The organism is Salinivibrio sp. AR640, assembly GCF_001995405.1.
GTDB lineage: Bacteria > Pseudomonadota > Gammaproteobacteria > Enterobacterales > Vibrionaceae > Salinivibrio > Salinivibrio costicola.
The window spans coordinates 29,613-45,143 of sequence record NZ_MUFD01000027.1 but is presented as its reverse complement, the minus strand read 5'-3'; the positions used below and the strand labels follow the sequence as shown (position 1 = coordinate 45,143).

Annotated in this window: 14 protein-coding genes and 1 CRISPR repeat array; of the genes, 12 read left to right on the top strand and 2 right to left on the bottom strand. The window is 47.7% G+C overall.

Annotated features, from left to right (window positions below; translation table 11 throughout):
- The first annotated feature begins 337 nt into the window (after positions 1-337).
- Positions 338-1,039: a DUF2786 domain-containing protein gene (locus tag BZG75_RS12800; protein ID WP_021023265.1), complete on the top strand. Its 702-nt coding sequence runs from the start codon at positions 338-340 to the stop codon at positions 1,037-1,039.
- A 314-nt stretch (positions 1,040-1,353) separates the two neighbouring features.
- Positions 1,354-2,367, top strand: coding sequence for an outer membrane beta-barrel protein (locus BZG75_RS12795; protein ID WP_077577205.1), 1,014 nt, complete (start codon positions 1,354-1,356; stop codon positions 2,365-2,367).
- A gap of 99 nt (positions 2,368-2,466) precedes the next feature.
- Here BZG75_RS12795 and BZG75_RS12790 read toward each other — a convergent pair whose 3' ends face one another.
- Positions 2,467-3,036 (bottom strand): gamma-glutamylcyclotransferase family protein, encoded by a 570-nt coding sequence (locus tag BZG75_RS12790; RefSeq protein ID WP_077577204.1) that lies wholly within the window; start codon positions 3,034-3,036, stop codon positions 2,467-2,469.
- Between the two features lie 110 nt (positions 3,037-3,146).
- On the opposite strand from BZG75_RS12790, the gene BZG75_RS12785 reads away from it, so the two are divergent.
- The 4 genes from BZG75_RS12785 (at position 3,147) to BZG75_RS12770 (ending at position 8,076) form a co-directional block, all read left to right on the top strand.
- Positions 3,147-4,634 carry a carboxypeptidase M32 gene (locus tag BZG75_RS12785; protein ID WP_077577203.1) on the top strand — a complete coding sequence of 496 codons (1,488 nt, stop codon included), beginning with the start codon at positions 3,147-3,149 and terminating at the stop codon, positions 4,632-4,634.
- 185 nt (positions 4,635-4,819) lie between these two features.
- Positions 4,820-6,424, top strand: coding sequence for an ABC-F family ATPase (locus tag BZG75_RS12780; RefSeq protein WP_077577202.1), 1,605 nt, complete (start codon positions 4,820-4,822; stop codon positions 6,422-6,424).
- 103 nt (positions 6,425-6,527) lie between these two features.
- On the top strand, positions 6,528-7,010 hold the full coding sequence (locus tag BZG75_RS12775; protein ID WP_077460594.1) for a DUF2780 domain-containing protein: 483 nt from the start codon (positions 6,528-6,530) through the stop codon (positions 7,008-7,010).
- Between the two features lie 169 nt (positions 7,011-7,179).
- Positions 7,180-8,076: a DMT family transporter gene (locus BZG75_RS12770; RefSeq protein ID WP_025744670.1), complete on the top strand. Its 897-nt coding sequence runs from the start codon at positions 7,180-7,182 to the stop codon at positions 8,074-8,076.
- Between the two features lie 249 nt (positions 8,077-8,325).
- Here the strand turns inward: BZG75_RS12770 and BZG75_RS12765 are convergent, their stop codons facing one another.
- Positions 8,326-10,062, bottom strand: a complete 1,737-nt coding sequence (locus tag BZG75_RS12765; RefSeq protein WP_077577201.1) for a methyl-accepting chemotaxis protein — start codon at positions 10,060-10,062, stop codon at positions 8,326-8,328.
- Between the two features lie 315 nt (positions 10,063-10,377).
- Here BZG75_RS12765 and BZG75_RS12760 point away from each other — a divergent pair, with 315 nt between their 5' ends.
- From BZG75_RS12760 to BZG75_RS12735, 6 genes are all read left to right on the top strand, one after another.
- Positions 10,378-12,279, top strand: a complete 1,902-nt coding sequence (locus tag BZG75_RS12760) for a bifunctional metallophosphatase/5'-nucleotidase (RefSeq protein ID WP_077577200.1) — start codon at positions 10,378-10,380, stop codon at positions 12,277-12,279.
- Between the two features lie 210 nt (positions 12,280-12,489).
- Positions 12,490-12,726 carry a TA system antitoxin ParD family protein gene (locus tag BZG75_RS12755; RefSeq protein ID WP_021023597.1) on the top strand — a complete coding sequence of 79 codons (237 nt, stop codon included), beginning with the start codon at positions 12,490-12,492 and terminating at the stop codon, positions 12,724-12,726.
- Positions 12,695-13,042 carry a type II toxin-antitoxin system RelE/ParE family toxin gene (locus BZG75_RS12750; protein WP_077577199.1) on the top strand — a complete coding sequence of 116 codons (348 nt, stop codon included), beginning with the start codon at positions 12,695-12,697 and terminating at the stop codon, positions 13,040-13,042. The genes BZG75_RS12755 and BZG75_RS12750 overlap by 32 nt, the downstream gene beginning before the upstream one ends.
- A gap of 306 nt (positions 13,043-13,348) precedes the next feature.
- Complete coding sequence (locus BZG75_RS12745; RefSeq protein WP_077460598.1) at positions 13,349-13,672, top strand: type II toxin-antitoxin system RelE/ParE family toxin; 324 nt, start codon at positions 13,349-13,351, stop codon at positions 13,670-13,672.
- Positions 13,665-13,949 (top strand): helix-turn-helix domain-containing protein, encoded by a 285-nt coding sequence (locus tag BZG75_RS12740; RefSeq protein WP_077460599.1) that lies wholly within the window; start codon positions 13,665-13,667, stop codon positions 13,947-13,949. The genes BZG75_RS12745 and BZG75_RS12740 overlap by 8 nt, the downstream gene beginning before the upstream one ends.
- A gap of 498 nt (positions 13,950-14,447) precedes the next feature.
- Positions 14,448-14,776: a CRISPR direct-repeat array (repeat unit 28 nt; unit sequence TTTCTAAGCTGCCTGTGCGGCAGTGAAC).
- 218 nt (positions 14,777-14,994) lie between these two features.
- Positions 14,995-15,264 (top strand): TIGR03643 family protein, encoded by a 270-nt coding sequence (locus tag BZG75_RS12735; RefSeq protein ID WP_077460600.1) that lies wholly within the window; start codon positions 14,995-14,997, stop codon positions 15,262-15,264.
- Positions 15,265-15,531 lie beyond the last annotated feature (267 nt).

The window sequence follows — 15,531 nt, the reverse complement described above, 5'->3', positions numbered from 1 at the left end:
GGTCACGGTAATACGTTGGCTCTTTTTATCCACTTGGACAGAGTCGACAGTCCATGGCGGAATCAGTCCAAGGATCGCTTGATAGAGTGCTGTATCTTTCATCTGATTCAGGGCCCAAGTGCAGAGTGTTTCCTTATTGTCCAATTAATCGGAAAACTTGAAAAGAAACACTTTCCACCACATCCGGTGAAGAGCCATAGATAAACAGTTTTAGCCCTCTTTTTACACACGTGACAGCCAAACAACGTGCTCCGCCGAGACGCCCATTATAATCTCGCCTTTGTTGTCGCTTGCGGACGCGATACAATGCGCGTTTGTTCGTTATCGGGAAGTATGAATGTCAGATCCGAAAAGCAAAGCGCTCAAAAAAATTGCTAAATGTCTAGAGCTCAGCAATTCCGCCAATGTCAACGAGGCGGCGCAAGCGATTAAAATGGCCGAGCGGCTGATGCGGAAGCATGGTCTCGATCAGGACGACATTGACTTCATCAGTATGGGTAAAACGCGCTCTGAGAAGCTGTTGCCAGCGTCTATTAACCAATCGATCTTAAAAATTATCCGTGGCATCAATAGTCGCTTTGGCGTCGAGTGCGTATTGGTCAACCACAAAGGGCTCAAGCAGGCTGAATTTATCGGTGATGCCGACCGGGCTATTTTCGCGGCGTTTGCATTTGATGTGGTGTATCGCGATATGAATGAACATATTGGCCAGTTTCGTAACAGCTTCGCAGGCTCAGGCACCAGCACCCAACAAGTCACCCGCCGTGTTCAGTCTTTCACGACGGGCTGGCTTGAGGGGGCGCTCGACAAATTGCCACAGCTTGATGCCCGAGACAGCGACGATAAGATCAAAAGCTATATTGATAAAGAGTTCGCCAACATTGACCGAGAGACATTTAAGCAGCAACTCAAAGACGCCATGGCGGCAATGACCGATGACTACGAACGTGGCATGAAAAAGGGCCGCGAAATTTCAGTTAGTCGCCCTGTAAGCGGTCAAGGCCCACAAAAGCGCCTAACAGGTAACACAAAATCATAACCACAATTCTGTAATAACCAACGCCCCTTTAATACTCTCTCATCACGTGAAAACGGCCGGCGATTTGTCCGGCCTCTGTCAGTATTTTCCCACCAATAAGACACTTGTGTTAAACACGTCAAATCATGGTCAAATCGCTTGTCGCCTATTGTGTTACACGCCTCTCAGGTCTAGCCTAGGATCCATGTCACATTATCTATGTTCCGTCTGCCCGACTCGCTGGCAGTTGCGATCGCATGGTCTAAGGTGACTAAATAACAAGCATTCACAATGCGTAAAATAAGATACTTCATATCCTTAATTAGGAGAGTGGCATGAAAAAAGTCGTGACAGGTCTCGGCCTCTTACTGGCCGTCGCACCCGCAGCTTATGCACAGCAAGACAGTGGTCTTTACATGGGGGGTCGTATTGGGCCGTCGTTTTTAGAAGATAGCTGTGTGTCTGACACCGACTGTGGTGATCAAGAGCTCGGGGCAGGTATCATTACTGGTTATGATTTCAATGACTGGTTTGCGCTTGAAGGCACCTATGATTATTTAGGTCGCTTTGACACTGAATTCGATACCTTTGGTAAAGCATCGGGCGATCTCACCGCGCTGACACTTGCCCCCAAATTGTCGTATCACGTTAAACCCGATACCGCACTGTACGGGAAAGTGGGTGGCGCGATGTGGAACTTTAACAGCAATGCCGGTGATCGCGACGATGTGTCGTTGATGGGCGCGATCGGTGTTGATCACCAAGCCACCGATAAACTCAACCTTCGCCTAGAATACCAACACATCAATGATATGGATGATGGCTATTTCTCAAGCGTTGATAATAACCTCGTCACCGTCGGGATGACCTATCACTTTGGCCGCACCGCCAGCGAGCCAATGACTGAAGCAATGGTTGAAGAGCCAGTTATGGCAGAGCCAGAGCCCGTTCAAGAGCCAGAGCCGGTTGCCGAGCCGCAATCAATTGTGCTCTCAGAGGCCGGCGAAACCGAAATGTTCGGCTTTGATAAAGCAACGTTATCTGAGCAAGCGGTCGCCTCCTTGCAGCCATTAGTTGACCGGTTGCTTAAGCATGAAGAAGCCACAGCGACGATTGTGGGTCATACCGACAGCCAAGGGCCTGCCGCTTATAACCAAACACTCTCTGAAGAGCGTGCACAAGTCGTTGCGGATGTCTTCTTAGACGCGGGCATTGCGGCTGAGCGCTTAACCGTGATGGGCAAAGGCGAGTCCGCGCCAACCGCCAGTAACGAGACTGCCGACGGTCGTGCGAAAAACCGCCGCGTGGAAGTCACTTCGCCAGAGTTCGTTTATGTGGAAGTGAATTAATCACATCGACGATCGCATCATATAAATATGCAAATATAAATACGCAAAGGCCACCGCATTGTCGGTGGCCTTTTCTTGTCATGAACAATCAATGACTGATTAACCGCGCGCTGTAAAAGCGGTCAAGTGCGCCTGCATCAGCCGATCGATGTCTACTCTATCTTGATCGCTCACTCCTGCCACCCGTGGATACCTTGGCTCGGCGCGATCGTTATGATAAGCGCCTTCCCACCCCTGAGTGGTGGTTAAAAACGCGCGGGCAAAATCCGTTGAGTAGCGTAAACAGCCTGCCATGACCGTATCGACATAGGATTGGGCAATCGGCTTGTCTACGTCTGGGGTACGCTGCGTATCGGCAACATACACGTACACGGGGCCATCAAGCGTCACCTCTTCGGGCAGAGTGATGTTTGATTCAGCTAACTGTAACCGCTGATAGCCTGCCTCTCGGCGATCAAAGTCGGGCAATGACTGTGGATCGATGCTGACCAGCACCCCATTACATTGACCTTCACCTTGTAACACCACCAAAGGCGAAATAAACGCCTCACTGACATTGCTCCAATGACGACTTAGCCCGGTCACGGTAACCGGGCACGTCCATCCAGATTCACCGGTCAGCGCCCGTGACGCCGGATTCATTAAACTCCCGTATCCAAATAGATACATGACGTTGCAAACTCCTTTATTGCATAACCTGACAGAACGGTAGTGGCTGCCTTGCTTTTTTCATACAAATTGCCAGAATATCCGGCAATGTTGTTAACAAGGAAGTCATCATGGAACCACTCAATAAGCTCGAAGCCCACTTCAAACGGCTGTCACATTTTCAGCACCTTGCCGCAATCTGCGGTTGGGATCAAGCCACCATGATGCCAGATGGAGGGAATCAAGCCCGTGCCGACGCGATGGCAGAGCTCGCGCTTTATTGCCATCAACAAAGCACCCAACCTGAGCTTAGTGACTGGTTAGCAGAGCTGGACGATAAATTGGAGCAACTGACACCGACGCAAAAAGCGAGCGTGGCAGAGATGAAGCGCGAGTGGCAGCAGGCCAGCGTATTGCCTGACACCTTGGTCAAAGCCAAATCTTTAGCGGGTGCCAAATGCGAGCATGCTTGGCGCCAACAACGTCAAGATAACGATTGGACAGGCTTCGCCAAAAATTTAAAAGAAGTGGTGGCCTTGGCGCGCGAAGAAGCCCATATTCGTGCGGACCAAAAAGGTTGTGCGCCTTACGATGCCCTGCTCGACCTCTACGAGCCAGGAATGACCGCTGATCGTGTCGATGAGGTATTTGGTGCGCTTAAAGCATGGCTACCGGAGACTATCCAGGCGGTAGTCGACAAGCAAGCGCAACAGCCACCCCTTATGCCCAAAGGGCCATTTACCCAAGCACAACAAAAAGCCTTAGGTGAGCAGGTGATGCAGCAGTTGGGCTTTAACTTTGCACAGGGTCGTCTGGATGTCAGCACCCATCCATTTTGTGGCGGCGTACCCACTGATGTGCGCATTACCACCCGCTACGACGAGCAAGATTTTACCTCGGCATTAATGGGCGTGATCCACGAAACCGGCCATGCGCGCTATGAACAAGGGTTGCCTAAGGACCTGGCAGGCTTACCCGTGGGCCAAGCGCGCTCGATGGGCGTGCACGAAAGCCAAAGCCTGTTTTTTGAAATGCAGCTGGCCCGCAGTGAAGCATTTACCACCTTGATTTGTCAGCGTGCTAAATCTGCCTTTAACCGCCAAAACGATCCCGCCTTTCATGTCGAGAATTTCCACCGCGTGTTAACGCAAGTCGCGCCCGGTTATATTCGTGTCGATGCCGACGAGGTCACCTATCCGGCACACATCATGCTGCGCTATGACATCGAGCGCGATCTGATCAGTGGCAACATGGAAGTTGATCATATTCCTGAGCGTTGGGACAACGCCATGCAGCAATACCTTGGCCTCAGCACCGCCGGCAACTATAAAAACGGCTGCATGCAAGACATTCACTGGACCGATGGCAGCTTTGGCTACTTCCCCACCTATACCTTGGGTGCCCTGTATGCCGCGCAATTAATGCAAGCGATGCGCCAGCAACTGGATGTGGATGGCATTATCGCCAGCGGCAACCTGTCGCCCATTTTTGATTGGTTATCCCAACATATCTGGCAACGCGCCAGCACCACCTCAACCGACAACATACTCAAGAATGCCACCGGCGAAACCCTCAACCCCGCCCACTTCCGCGAGTATATTCAAGGGCGGTATTTGTAATCCGTGTCCCCAAGGCCAGCGATATTGGCCTTGGTTTTTTCAGGTTAATCTGTTAATTCCATCACACTTCTGTACAATGCGCGCTCAGTCATATTTATCTTTACACCCTCTCGCTTGGCCGTGAGTCAGATGCTTTGTTGGCATGACTACACGCCCTGGTTGAGCACATTCGCTAGGAACGTCTTTTGATTTCAATCGCCAATATCACCATGCAGTTTGGTGCCGAGCCGCTATTCGAAAACATCTCTGCCAAATTTGGTAACGGTAACCGCTACGGATTGATCGGAGCCAACGGCTGTGGCAAATCCACCTTGATGAAAATCATGAGTGGCGCGCTCACGCCTACCGCAGGCAATGTGTCCATCACGCCAGGACAAACCTTGGGCGAGCTTAGCCAAGATCAATTTGCCTATGAGCAATACTCAGTGATTGATGCGGTGATGATGGGCGATCGCAAGCTGTGGGAAATCAAACAAGAGCGTGAGCGCATTTATTCTTTGCCGGAAATGAGCGAAGAAGATGGCATGGCCGTCGCAGAGCTAGAAAGCCAGTTCGCGGAAATGGACGGTTATACCGCCGAGAGCCGTGCTGGCGATATTCTACTGCAAGCGGGGATTGAAGAAGAGCTGCACTTTGGCCTGATGTCGCAAGTGGCACCGGGTTGGAAATTACGGGTGCTGCTTGCCCAGGCTTTGTTTGCAAATCCTGATATTTTGCTGTTGGATGAACCGACCAACAACTTGGATATTCATACCATCAACTGGTTGGCCGGTGAGCTGCAACAGCGCCAGTGCACCATGATTATCATTTCTCACGATCGTCACTTCTTGAACGCCACGTGCACCCACATGGCCGATATCGACTTTGGCGAGCTACGTGTATATCCAGGCAACTACGATGACTTTGTCGCCGCATCTAGCTTGGCACGCGAGCAACTGTTGTCGAGCAACGCCAAAAAAGAAGCCGAGTTGAGTGAGCTGCAAGACTTCGTAAATCGCTTTGGTGCCAATGCCTCTAAAGCTAAGCAAGCCAGTTCACGCGCCAAACGCATGGAAAAGATCCAGCTTGATGAAGTCAAAGCATCCAGTCGCGTGCACCCTTATATCCAATTCACTGAAAGCAAAAAGCTCCATCGCCAAGCAGTCGAATTACGCGAGGTTGGCCATACCTTTGACGAGACTCCTTTATTTAAAAACGGTCACTTTTTGCTTGAAGCTGGATCGCGCCTGGCGATTATTGGCGAAAATGGTGTGGGTAAAACCACCCTATTGCGTTGTTTAGTGGGCGAGCTTGCGCAAAGCGAAGGCACAATTAAATGGTCAGAAAACGCCGCAATTGGTTACTGTGCACAAGATAACAGTGCCGAGTTTGATAACGATCTCACCGTGTTTGACTGGATGTCGCAATGGCGTACGGCCAAGCATGATGATTTGATTGTTCGTGGCATTTTGGGTCGCTTGTTGTTCTCAGCCGATGATGTGAACAAAAAGGCCAAAAGCTGCTCAGGGGGCGAGAAAAACCGCCTGATGTTCGGCAAGCTGATGATGCAAGATATCAATGTGATTGTGATGGACGAGCCGACCAACCACATGGATATGGAAGCCATCGAATCACTCAATAAAGGCCTAGAGCAATTCCCAGGCACTTTGATTTTTGTCAGCCACGACCGTGAATTTGTTTCCTCATTGGCGACCGATATCATTGAGATCAAAGACCAGCAATTGATCCACTTTAACGGCAGTTACGATGAATACCTCGCCCACTTAGAAAAAGTACGTGCGGTGGCTTGATCATAAGACTGAGCCTGAATTTGCCGCTGATTGGCTTCCATTCAGCGGCAAGTCCCGCTATACCTAGAGTAACGTGCTTATTCTTTATAACGAGCGAGGGATCATGAAATACGCGGCCACACTGTTAACGCTTTCCAGTCTTCTTCTTACCACTCCGAGCTATGCCCTTTTCGGCCAAGGCGATAAAACCACTGATGTGATGACGCAAATGGCAACCCAATTTGCCGGTGATGAGGTGAGCCAATCTCCGCTCGTTAAATCGATCACTGAACAAGTGGATGTGAGCCCAGCTCAAGCAACAGGTGGCGCCGGGGCCTTACTCGCCATGGCAGCGAATGGCCTCACCGGCAGCGATCAACAAGAGCTTGCAAGTTTACGCCCTGATTTATCGTCGCTTTCGTCATTACTCGGAGACAATGCGAGTGCGGGTGGCATCGGTTCAATGGGTGATGTGTATCGTGCAGCAGAAAAACTTGGTATCGACGCGGCCACGTTAAAGCAGTTTGTGCCGGTTGTGCTCGACTATTTGGGCCAACAAGGTGCGAGCGATGGATTGCTAAGCTCGCTAACCCAACTTTGGCCATAGCGCGACGCGACTTAAACACCGATTAAATTACTCCGTCGCCGCATGCCTCGGCAGTTTAAACAACGACAACGCGCGGCAACCGCTGACGCGCGTTTATTTATCGAATCATCAAGCAAAGCGCACCGAGACGCGTTATCATAGTCGCCCTGTTGTTTAAGTTTGTATGATTATGCCTGCCTTCTCTTTCTCTGCGATCCCCGTTGGGATCCGCTTTATGCTTCTGTCTGCGCTTGGCTTTGCCTTGATGTCCGCCTGTGTGAAATACGTGGCTGTCAATGGTATCCCGGTATTTGAGATTGTCGCCGCCCGAGCACTGGTGTCGCTCATCATCAGCTACACCGATGTGAAACGTAAAGGCCTGTCGGTATGGGGTAACAATAAGCAACTCCTGTTGCTGCGTGGTGTACTCGGTACAGCCGCGCTGATGTGTGTGTATTATGCGGTCACGACTTTACCCTTAGCCGAAGCCACTGTTTTGCAATACACTCACCCGGTGTTTACTGCTGTGCTTGGGTTGGTGTTACTCAAAGAGCGATTACAAGGCGCCACGTTGGTGTGTATTGCGCTTTGTTTAATCGGGCTTTACGTGATGGTGCAACCTAACCTTAACGGTAATATTGCGGAGGCCTTGCCCACGTTTAGCGTGATTATTGCGCTTCTGGGGGCATTAGGTAGCTCAATGGCTTATGTGATTGTGCGTAAACTCAGCCGCACCGAAGACAGCTCGGTAATTATTTTGTACTTTCCCATGGTTGCCCTGCCTGTCGCGACCGTGCTGATGTGGCCACAATTCGTGATGCCAAGTTTATCGCTCACATTGCTATTGGTTTTAGTCGGTGTATTTACCCAGGTTGGCCAGTATGGACTCACCAAAGCCATGCAAACCCAACAAGCCGGTGAAGCGTCTGCTTATGCCTATATACAAATTGTGTTCTCAACCTTGCTTGGGGTATGGATCTTTAATGAAGTGCCCTCAATTTGGACCTATCTCGGTGGTGGGTTAATTGTGGCAGGCGCATTATTCAATGCCGTTGGTCATCGCATCTTTCGGCGACGTATCGTATAACACTCGCACATTCAAAGGTTTAATACGAGCAAAACTGGCCTCATTTGAGGCCAGTTTTGGTTTGCTGATCAGGCAAAAACGCGTTAAAGAAGGCTGAATAATTACCAAGTAGAAAAAAGGCTGTCGTGAGAATGTACGAGTGTGTCAGTGTTTGTCGGTAGATCTCGTTGCAATGAGAGAACGTATGAGCGTTTGGACAAAACCGGATTGCTCACTCGAGCAATCCGGTTAACAGTCATCGCCTGTCAATTAGGTACGAATATCCTGAATAGCACCGTTCAATGCGTTAACGTTATCTTTTAAATCAGACACAATCGGGCCCAGTTGATCAATCGCTTCATGCATATCGCTTGATAAGGTTTTTATGTTTGATAAATTGCTCGAGATTTCATCACTGACAGAAAGCTGTTCTTCCGTGGCCGATGCAATCGATGAATTCAGTCGATGGATTTCTATCGCAGATTCTTTGATCGTGCCAAGCGATTCGTTTGCGGTGGTCATATTGTCACGTGTCGATGCAATCTTATCTGCGTTAACACGAATAGTCTGTGTTGATTGTTCCGCCTTACCTTGCAAACCACCGATCATTTCTTCAATCTCTCCAGCAGATTTTTGTGTCCGTTGCGCTAAAGATCTCACCTCGTCGGCCACAACCGCAAACCCACGACCTTGATCGCCTGCACGCGCCGCTTCGATGGCTGCGTTTAGCGCTAAGAGGTTGGTTTGCTCTGCAATGCCTTTAATCACATCAAGTACATTACCTACATTAGTGGATTCATCGGCAAGCTCTTGGATCACCTCTGATGTCTTTTTGAATTCAGTTTCTAAACTGCCAAACTCGACCATGGTTTTATCGAACACATCTTTACTGGTGGTGGTTTCTTTCTCAGTACTACCTGCGTACTTTTCTGCCATGGAGGTGTTCTCCGCCACCGTGGCAAGGGCGGAGGTCATTTCTTCCATGGCCGTGGCACCCATCTCGAGCTCTTGGTTTTGCTGGTTAGATATTTTGGCATTTTTACTGGTAATATCGACCAGACTATCCGTAATCTGAGCGATCATATGATTAACGTCATTAATTTTATTAATCGTCGATGAGTAACTTCCGATAACTTTATTAACAGTATTACCAATGGTTCCAATTTCATTCTTTTTACTATCGTCGACTCGCAACGTAAGATCTGAATTATCATCTACTTTTTTTAGCGTGGATGCCATCCTATCGATTGGATTAACAACCGTTCGTTTCGTGATGATGTATCCCAAAATCGCAATTACGATCACCACTGCTAACGAGATATTGCCGATGAGCACCGTTTTTTTGACACTAGATGCTGCCTCGTTAAACTGTGTATCCGTTCGCTGTTCCAACGCAATAAAAAAGCTTTCGATGGGTTTCATGATTTTTGCTTTTTCTTGGTGATACTGCGAGCTATGCAATAGCTCAATCGCCATTTGTTTGTCGGGCTCTCCTCGAACAGTATAATTACCGCTGCTGTCCGGATATAGTCCTTTAACCGCGTTCATGGCTTTGACTTCCATATTCACCAGCCCATCAGAATTGGCCTGAGCCTTTTTGAGTAAATCAAACTCTTTCTCGGTAAAGCCTAAATCTCTCATCCGTTGATTTAACGAAATAGCTTGGCCATCTGGTTTAGGTTTTTGACCATGTTCTAACACTAAGTCCCAGTAGATCGTATGATAGTTAACAGGCCGAGGTTTCTCACCGTTACGAATGGCTAGAATATCCATGTACATCTTTTCGTACTTTTCATTGCCGGTAACTGTGTAAGTTCTGCCCAGACGCGTTAAGTCATCAGAGCTTTGTCTTAATTCATCGGCCGTTTGATAAGACTCGTATCGGATCTGGGCCATTTCATCGACTTTATTCATCAAGCCATTAAGCTGAATGATCGTAAAAAAACTCACCACAATACCTGCACCAATAATAAAAAATACTAATTTCATGGTGTTATTGATGTTCATACCCACTCCTACCACCTCTATCACATTTATATCTACTTAAAATTGTTCAATTTCAGCGTAGGACAGAATCATTTCATCGACTTTGAAAAATAAAAGAAAAAGACAAAAAAACCTCAAGCATCTGATTAATATAAAATTAAAGCATGATCTTCGTTGTCACAGGCATTGTTCTATCCCTGATATTGTTGAAAGCGTGCAACATCTCATAAAAATGTAACCCACTGATATTAACAATCCAAAAGAATGACGCCAGTCACTCTATGTAGTGCTCATTTCCCTTAAGGTTCGCCTAACTTTTTAAACAGGTACTCTCTGATGAAAAAAAACGCACTCGCTAGTCTGATCATGCTCTCACTCTCGTTCTCCACTCTTGCCGCTGATGGGGATATGCATAATGTCACTATCCTTGGCACATCAGATTTACATGGCCATTTCATGCCATGGGATTACGCGGCAGACAAACTCAATATGCGTGGCAGTTTGAGCCAGATCGCGACCAAGGTAGCGGATATTCGTAGCACCAACAAAAACGTCATCATGGTCGATGCGGGTGACACCATTCAAGGCAACTTTGTCGAGACGTTTAAGGATGAAGCGACAAGTCCAATGATGCTTGGTTTTAACCAAATGGATTATGATGTATGGGTCATGGGTAACCATGAGTTTGATTTTGGCTTGGATGTTTTGCAGCGCTCGCTCGATCAATTTGAGGGACAATCACTCGGCGGCAATATTAAACGACCTGACGGCAACCCTTTTTTACCCGCTCATACCATCATCGAGCGAAATGGCATCAAAGTGGGTGTAATTGGTATGGATACACCGATGACACAAGTCTTTGCCGAAGGCACCGGGCGACTCGAAGGCGTGACCTTTACCAACCCTTCACTGGAAGTTAAAAAAGTGGTCGAGACACTCAAAAATGATGTCGACGCTCTTATCTTAGTCGCCCACATGGGCCTGGATAATGAAAACGACATTGCGAATACCGGGGTCACAGATATTGCCAATGCCAATCCAGAACTTGATGCGATTGTCGCCGGCCATATGCATACTCGCATTGATAAAGCAGTTGTTAATGGTGTGATCGTGACTGAGCCGGATAAATACGGTCGTGCTCTATCTCGTATTGATCTCTCGTTTGAGGAAAAAAACGGTCAATACACATTGGTTAACAAAGATAGTTTTACTTATAAAATTAAAGGCACAGCGTCAGATCCAGAAATGGAAACCTTGTACCAGCCTTACCACCAACGCCTTCGTGCAATGGCAAACCGCGAAGTCGCGGAATTAAGAGGGGTGGATTTGGTCCCCCAGAATGAGATCCGAGGGATCCCGCAAGTTCACATTCAAGATACTGGCATTAGTGCACTGTTCCAAGAAGCCAGTTTTTTCTATGCACCAAAAGCCAACGTGATTGCTCTGCAAATTGATAATGACAATGCCGAGCTAAACGTCGGTCCGATTAAAGCAAAAGATATCGCCTATAACTATCAATATGCTGGCGGCGAAATTACTGTCTATCAAATGACCGGGGCAGATCTACGCAAATATATGGAATGGTCCGCTGACTATTTCAACTCAGTCAAATCGGGTGATGTCACCTATAGCTTTAACCCTGAACGTCGCGCATCGAAATACTCAACCAATGACTTTTTTGCGGGAGTCACCTATACCATTGATCTTACTCAACCGGCAGGAAAACGCATAACAGATTTAGCCTTTGCTGATGGACAGCCAATTACCGATACAACCGAGATAAACCTCGGGATGAATAGTTATCGAATGGGGCACCTGACCAAAGCAGGTGGCGCGTTAGAAGGAAAAGATTTTCCGGTGCTGTTCGACTCAGAACAAGCTTATGGTGAAGAAGAAGGTACCATCAGAAATATGACTATTCGCTATCTAACAGAGGAAAAAGGTGGCGTTTATACCGGCAAACCTATGGCTCGATGGCAGTTAAAAGGTCTAGATATTGACACTAACACACGCAATATCATTAAAGATTTGGTCAACAGCAAGCAAATTGATGTACCAAGTAGCGACGACGGGCGTTATACCAACGTTGCTGCGATCAACGTAAAAGGCTTACGTTTTAACACCAAAGAAGAAAAAGCCGAAGCACTGGCCGTTCGTGAAGCAAAACTCGCTACGGCAACAGGCACAGAGAAAGAAAACCTTGAACGAGAAATCGTCATCATCAACGCGCTGAACTAGGCTCGCTGGTATAGCTTATGCGGTCGGTAACACCCCGGCCGCATACACCCCTGCCCATGATCAAGAATTATCACGATATAAGCCGTGCGCAGTGCAACTGGCGCAGTGCAACTGGCGCATTACGCCAGGCACGCAGCCTTAAACAAATTGCAAGGCGCGACATTTTGTCGCATAATGAATTGTACAGACATATAAGCGAGGTAATGAATCATGCCAACCAGTGTACGGTTAGATGATGAGTTTGTGTCAGATGTAAAAGTGCATGCAGAAGCTGAAATGCGCTCTGTGCCCAAGCAAATTGAGTATTGGGCAAAAATTGGGAAAATCATGACTGAGAACCCTGATTTACCCTATAGCTTTGTGCAAGAAGCCCTGATTGCATCTGAAGAAGTCAAACTTGGTAAGGTAAAACGTTATGAGCGACGGACCCCACGACAATCAGATTGATGTTTTCGTCTCTCGTGTTTTTGAAAAGCAGATGAACAAGCTGTCCGACGCGCAATGTGAAGTGGTCGAGGACCAGATAGATAGAATCATTGAAGAGCCCACGCTCGGCACCCAGAAAAAAGGCGATCTCTCTTATCTTTGGGTGCACAAGTTCAAGCTCGACAGGCAAGAGGTGTTGCTTGGCTACGCTTGGGTTGAAAACAAACTCGAGCTCTACCTGCTTAATATTAGCTCGCACGAGAATTTCTACGCGACGATGAAAAAGCGCAGAAAAGCGGATTTAAAGATCATTGGTGAACCGCCAAATCGACGTTAGTGACAGTGAATGAAAATCCGAAACCCAACGAGATCACTTTCCCTTTCTATGCCGCCTATACGTAACTCGGCATAAGCGCCAGCTCGATCGTGACAGGCCCCCGTTGGCAATGTGCACCTATCCAACACCGTGCTGGGGCTTGTGTCATCGACGCTGCCTATGCGGCAGTGAACAAGAAAGATCGCAGTCTGCTGTCTGTGTGATTGTTATGCGAATCAGATAACACTAATCGCCCAAGATTACTCGGTATGATGAGTGGATTTTGACCCACAGAAACTTATCATATATGATAACAATAAGTAAAAGATGAACTGGAGCATCGTTTTTTACCAAGGCGTGGAGGAGAGTATTCTCAACATGCCTCCTAAGATCCAAGCGCGAATGCTCAAGCTGCTTGAACTAATAGAAAAACATGGCGCAAACTTGGGGCCTCCTCACACAAAATCAATAGGTAACGGCCTGTTTGAAGTTCGCGCCAAAGCAAAAGAAGGGATCGGACGAAGTCTATTCTGCTATTTAGACGGCCCCAACATCTATATCCTTCATGCATTTGTGAAGAAAAGTCAAAAGACACCAATGAAAGACTTAGCATTGGCAACAAGGCGTATGAAAGAGGTGAAAAGTGAATAGCTTACAAGCATTAAAAGCGAAAGCACTACAAAACCCAGACGTGAAACAAGCATACGATGAATTGGCGCCTGAGTTTGAATTGATCGATATGTTACTCAGCATGCGTAAGCAGGCCGGGCTAACTCAACAGCAGGTTGCAGTACGTATGGGGACGAAAGAAGGCAATATTTCTCGACTTGAAAAAGGGAAAGGTAATCCAACCCTTAAAACCCTGCTTAGCTATGCAAAAGCATGCAACTGCAAGCTTAACTTTGGCTATAAACATGCGTCAAATTGACGTGTATGGTCATTGCTAGTCATACGCTTTTATTGATCTTGAACCATCCCCTACTCCCTCGATGCCACGACACACTAACAATGAACTGACATCAAAAAAACAATTATTTTCAGTGTCTAAACTGCCTGTGCGTAGGTCGGCATAAGCGCCAACTCAATCGTGCAAACTTGGTACGATTTGCGCCGCGCGCAGTGCAACTGGCGCCTCCGACATCGGAGCCAACGATTAACCCCTGATCGTGACAGGCGCCCGTTGGCAATTTGCACATATCAACACCGTGCCGGGGCTTGTGTCACCTACGCCAATGGTATCATCGGGCCAAAACTGGCTATTCCGATAACCAATGTACGCCAATAACATCACCGACGTTAAAGTTCGCGTAGGTCGGCATAAGCGCCAACTCGATCGTACAAACTTGGTGTGATTTACGCCGCGCGCCATCCGACATTGAGGCCAACGATTAACCTCGATCGTGGCAGACGGCCAGGTCGTTAATCTTTTCTAAGCTGCCTGTGCGGCAGTGAACCAACTTGTTCTTGTTCTTTTCTTTTTTGGGTGTTTCTAAGCTGCCTGTGCGGCAGTGAACGTTAGCCGCTCATTAATGGACTTCTCTATATCTTTCTAAGCTGCCTGTGCGGCAGTGAACCGAAGCACAAGCCCTTATTGGTGCCACCTCTGTTTCTAAGCTGCCTGTGCGGCAGTGAACGTTGTTATAATCAAATTCGAGCTTGTCGGATATTTCTAAGCTGCCTGTGCGGCAGTGAACAACGAGTACGGACGCGCCTATCAGAACTTGAAATTTCTAAGCTGCCTGTGCGGCAGTGAACTATAGAATAACGAAATAATAGCCTGTGACAACAGGCCGTTAGGATAAAAATCGTTTTTTACCCTTATTAAAAACGCCCAGTCGTAACTGACTGTATTCGCTATTTATTTCTAAATATCCCAAAAACAAGGGTAAAAGCATTGCTCAGTCTGAGGGCTCACGCTGATCGGTCTTTCATGCTCTACGCGTACTGTTTGCCATTAGCGCAAGGAGACCGATATGGCATTGAACGAGCAACCGGGAGACATTGACCGGATCATTGAAATGGCGTGGGAAGATAGAACCCCCTTTGAGGCGATTGAGACGCTGTATGGCTTGCGTCAGGATGACGTCATCGCTTTGATGCGGCGCGAGTTAAAACCACGCAGCTTTAAGGTATGGCGTGAGCGGACGCGCGGGCGTAGAACCAAGCATCAGGCCCTACGGTCAGAGCACGTCTTACGTAGCCATTGCAAGACGCAATACAAAATAAAATCCGCCAAAAAGTGATAGGTTTAGCGATAGATCGTGTTTTGTGAATAACGTGGATGCGTTAATTGGGCGTCTCCGAAACGTTACGGGAAGGTGACAGCCAATTTGTCACTTTCTTATACCACGAGGCCTGCGTGCCAAAACTCATAAAGCACTAAGTTAACCTATTAAATATCAAATAGTTAAAAAGTTAAACACCGACTAATCCAACCAGTTATCCACAGTTTCTGTTGATAGTAAATGCACAACATAAAACTTATTTAAAACATATAAATCATGCATTTA

Excerpts from the sequence above, each read along its gene's own strand:
- BZG75_RS12755 (WP_021023597.1), top strand. The coding sequence starts at position 12,490 with ATGCCAACCAGTGTACGGTTAGATGATGAGTTTGTGTCAGATGTAAAA.
- BZG75_RS12770 (WP_025744670.1), top strand. The coding sequence starts at position 7,180 with ATGCCTGCCTTCTCTTTCTCTGCGATCCCCGTTGGGATCCGCTTTATG.
- BZG75_RS12750 (WP_077577199.1), top strand. The coding sequence starts at position 12,695 with ATGAGCGACGGACCCCACGACAATCAGATTGATGTTTTCGTCTCTCGT.
- BZG75_RS12735 (WP_077460600.1), top strand. The coding sequence starts at position 14,995 with ATGGCATTGAACGAGCAACCGGGAGACATTGACCGGATCATTGAAATG.
- BZG75_RS12765 (WP_077577201.1), bottom strand. The coding sequence starts at position 10,062 with ATGAACATCAATAACACCATGAAATTAGTATTTTTTATTATTGGTGCA.
- BZG75_RS12790 (WP_077577204.1), bottom strand. The coding sequence starts at position 3,036 with ATGTATCTATTTGGATACGGGAGTTTAATGAATCCGGCGTCACGGGCG.
- BZG75_RS12795 (WP_077577205.1), top strand. The coding sequence starts at position 1,354 with ATGAAAAAAGTCGTGACAGGTCTCGGCCTCTTACTGGCCGTCGCACCC.
- BZG75_RS12785 (WP_077577203.1), top strand. The coding sequence starts at position 3,147 with ATGGAACCACTCAATAAGCTCGAAGCCCACTTCAAACGGCTGTCACAT.
- BZG75_RS12775 (WP_077460594.1), top strand. The coding sequence starts at position 6,528 with ATGAAATACGCGGCCACACTGTTAACGCTTTCCAGTCTTCTTCTTACC.
- BZG75_RS12800 (WP_021023265.1), top strand. The coding sequence starts at position 338 with ATGTCAGATCCGAAAAGCAAAGCGCTCAAAAAAATTGCTAAATGTCTA.
- BZG75_RS12760 (WP_077577200.1), top strand. The coding sequence starts at position 10,378 with ATGAAAAAAAACGCACTCGCTAGTCTGATCATGCTCTCACTCTCGTTC.
- BZG75_RS12745 (WP_077460598.1), top strand. The coding sequence starts at position 13,349 with ATGAACTGGAGCATCGTTTTTTACCAAGGCGTGGAGGAGAGTATTCTC.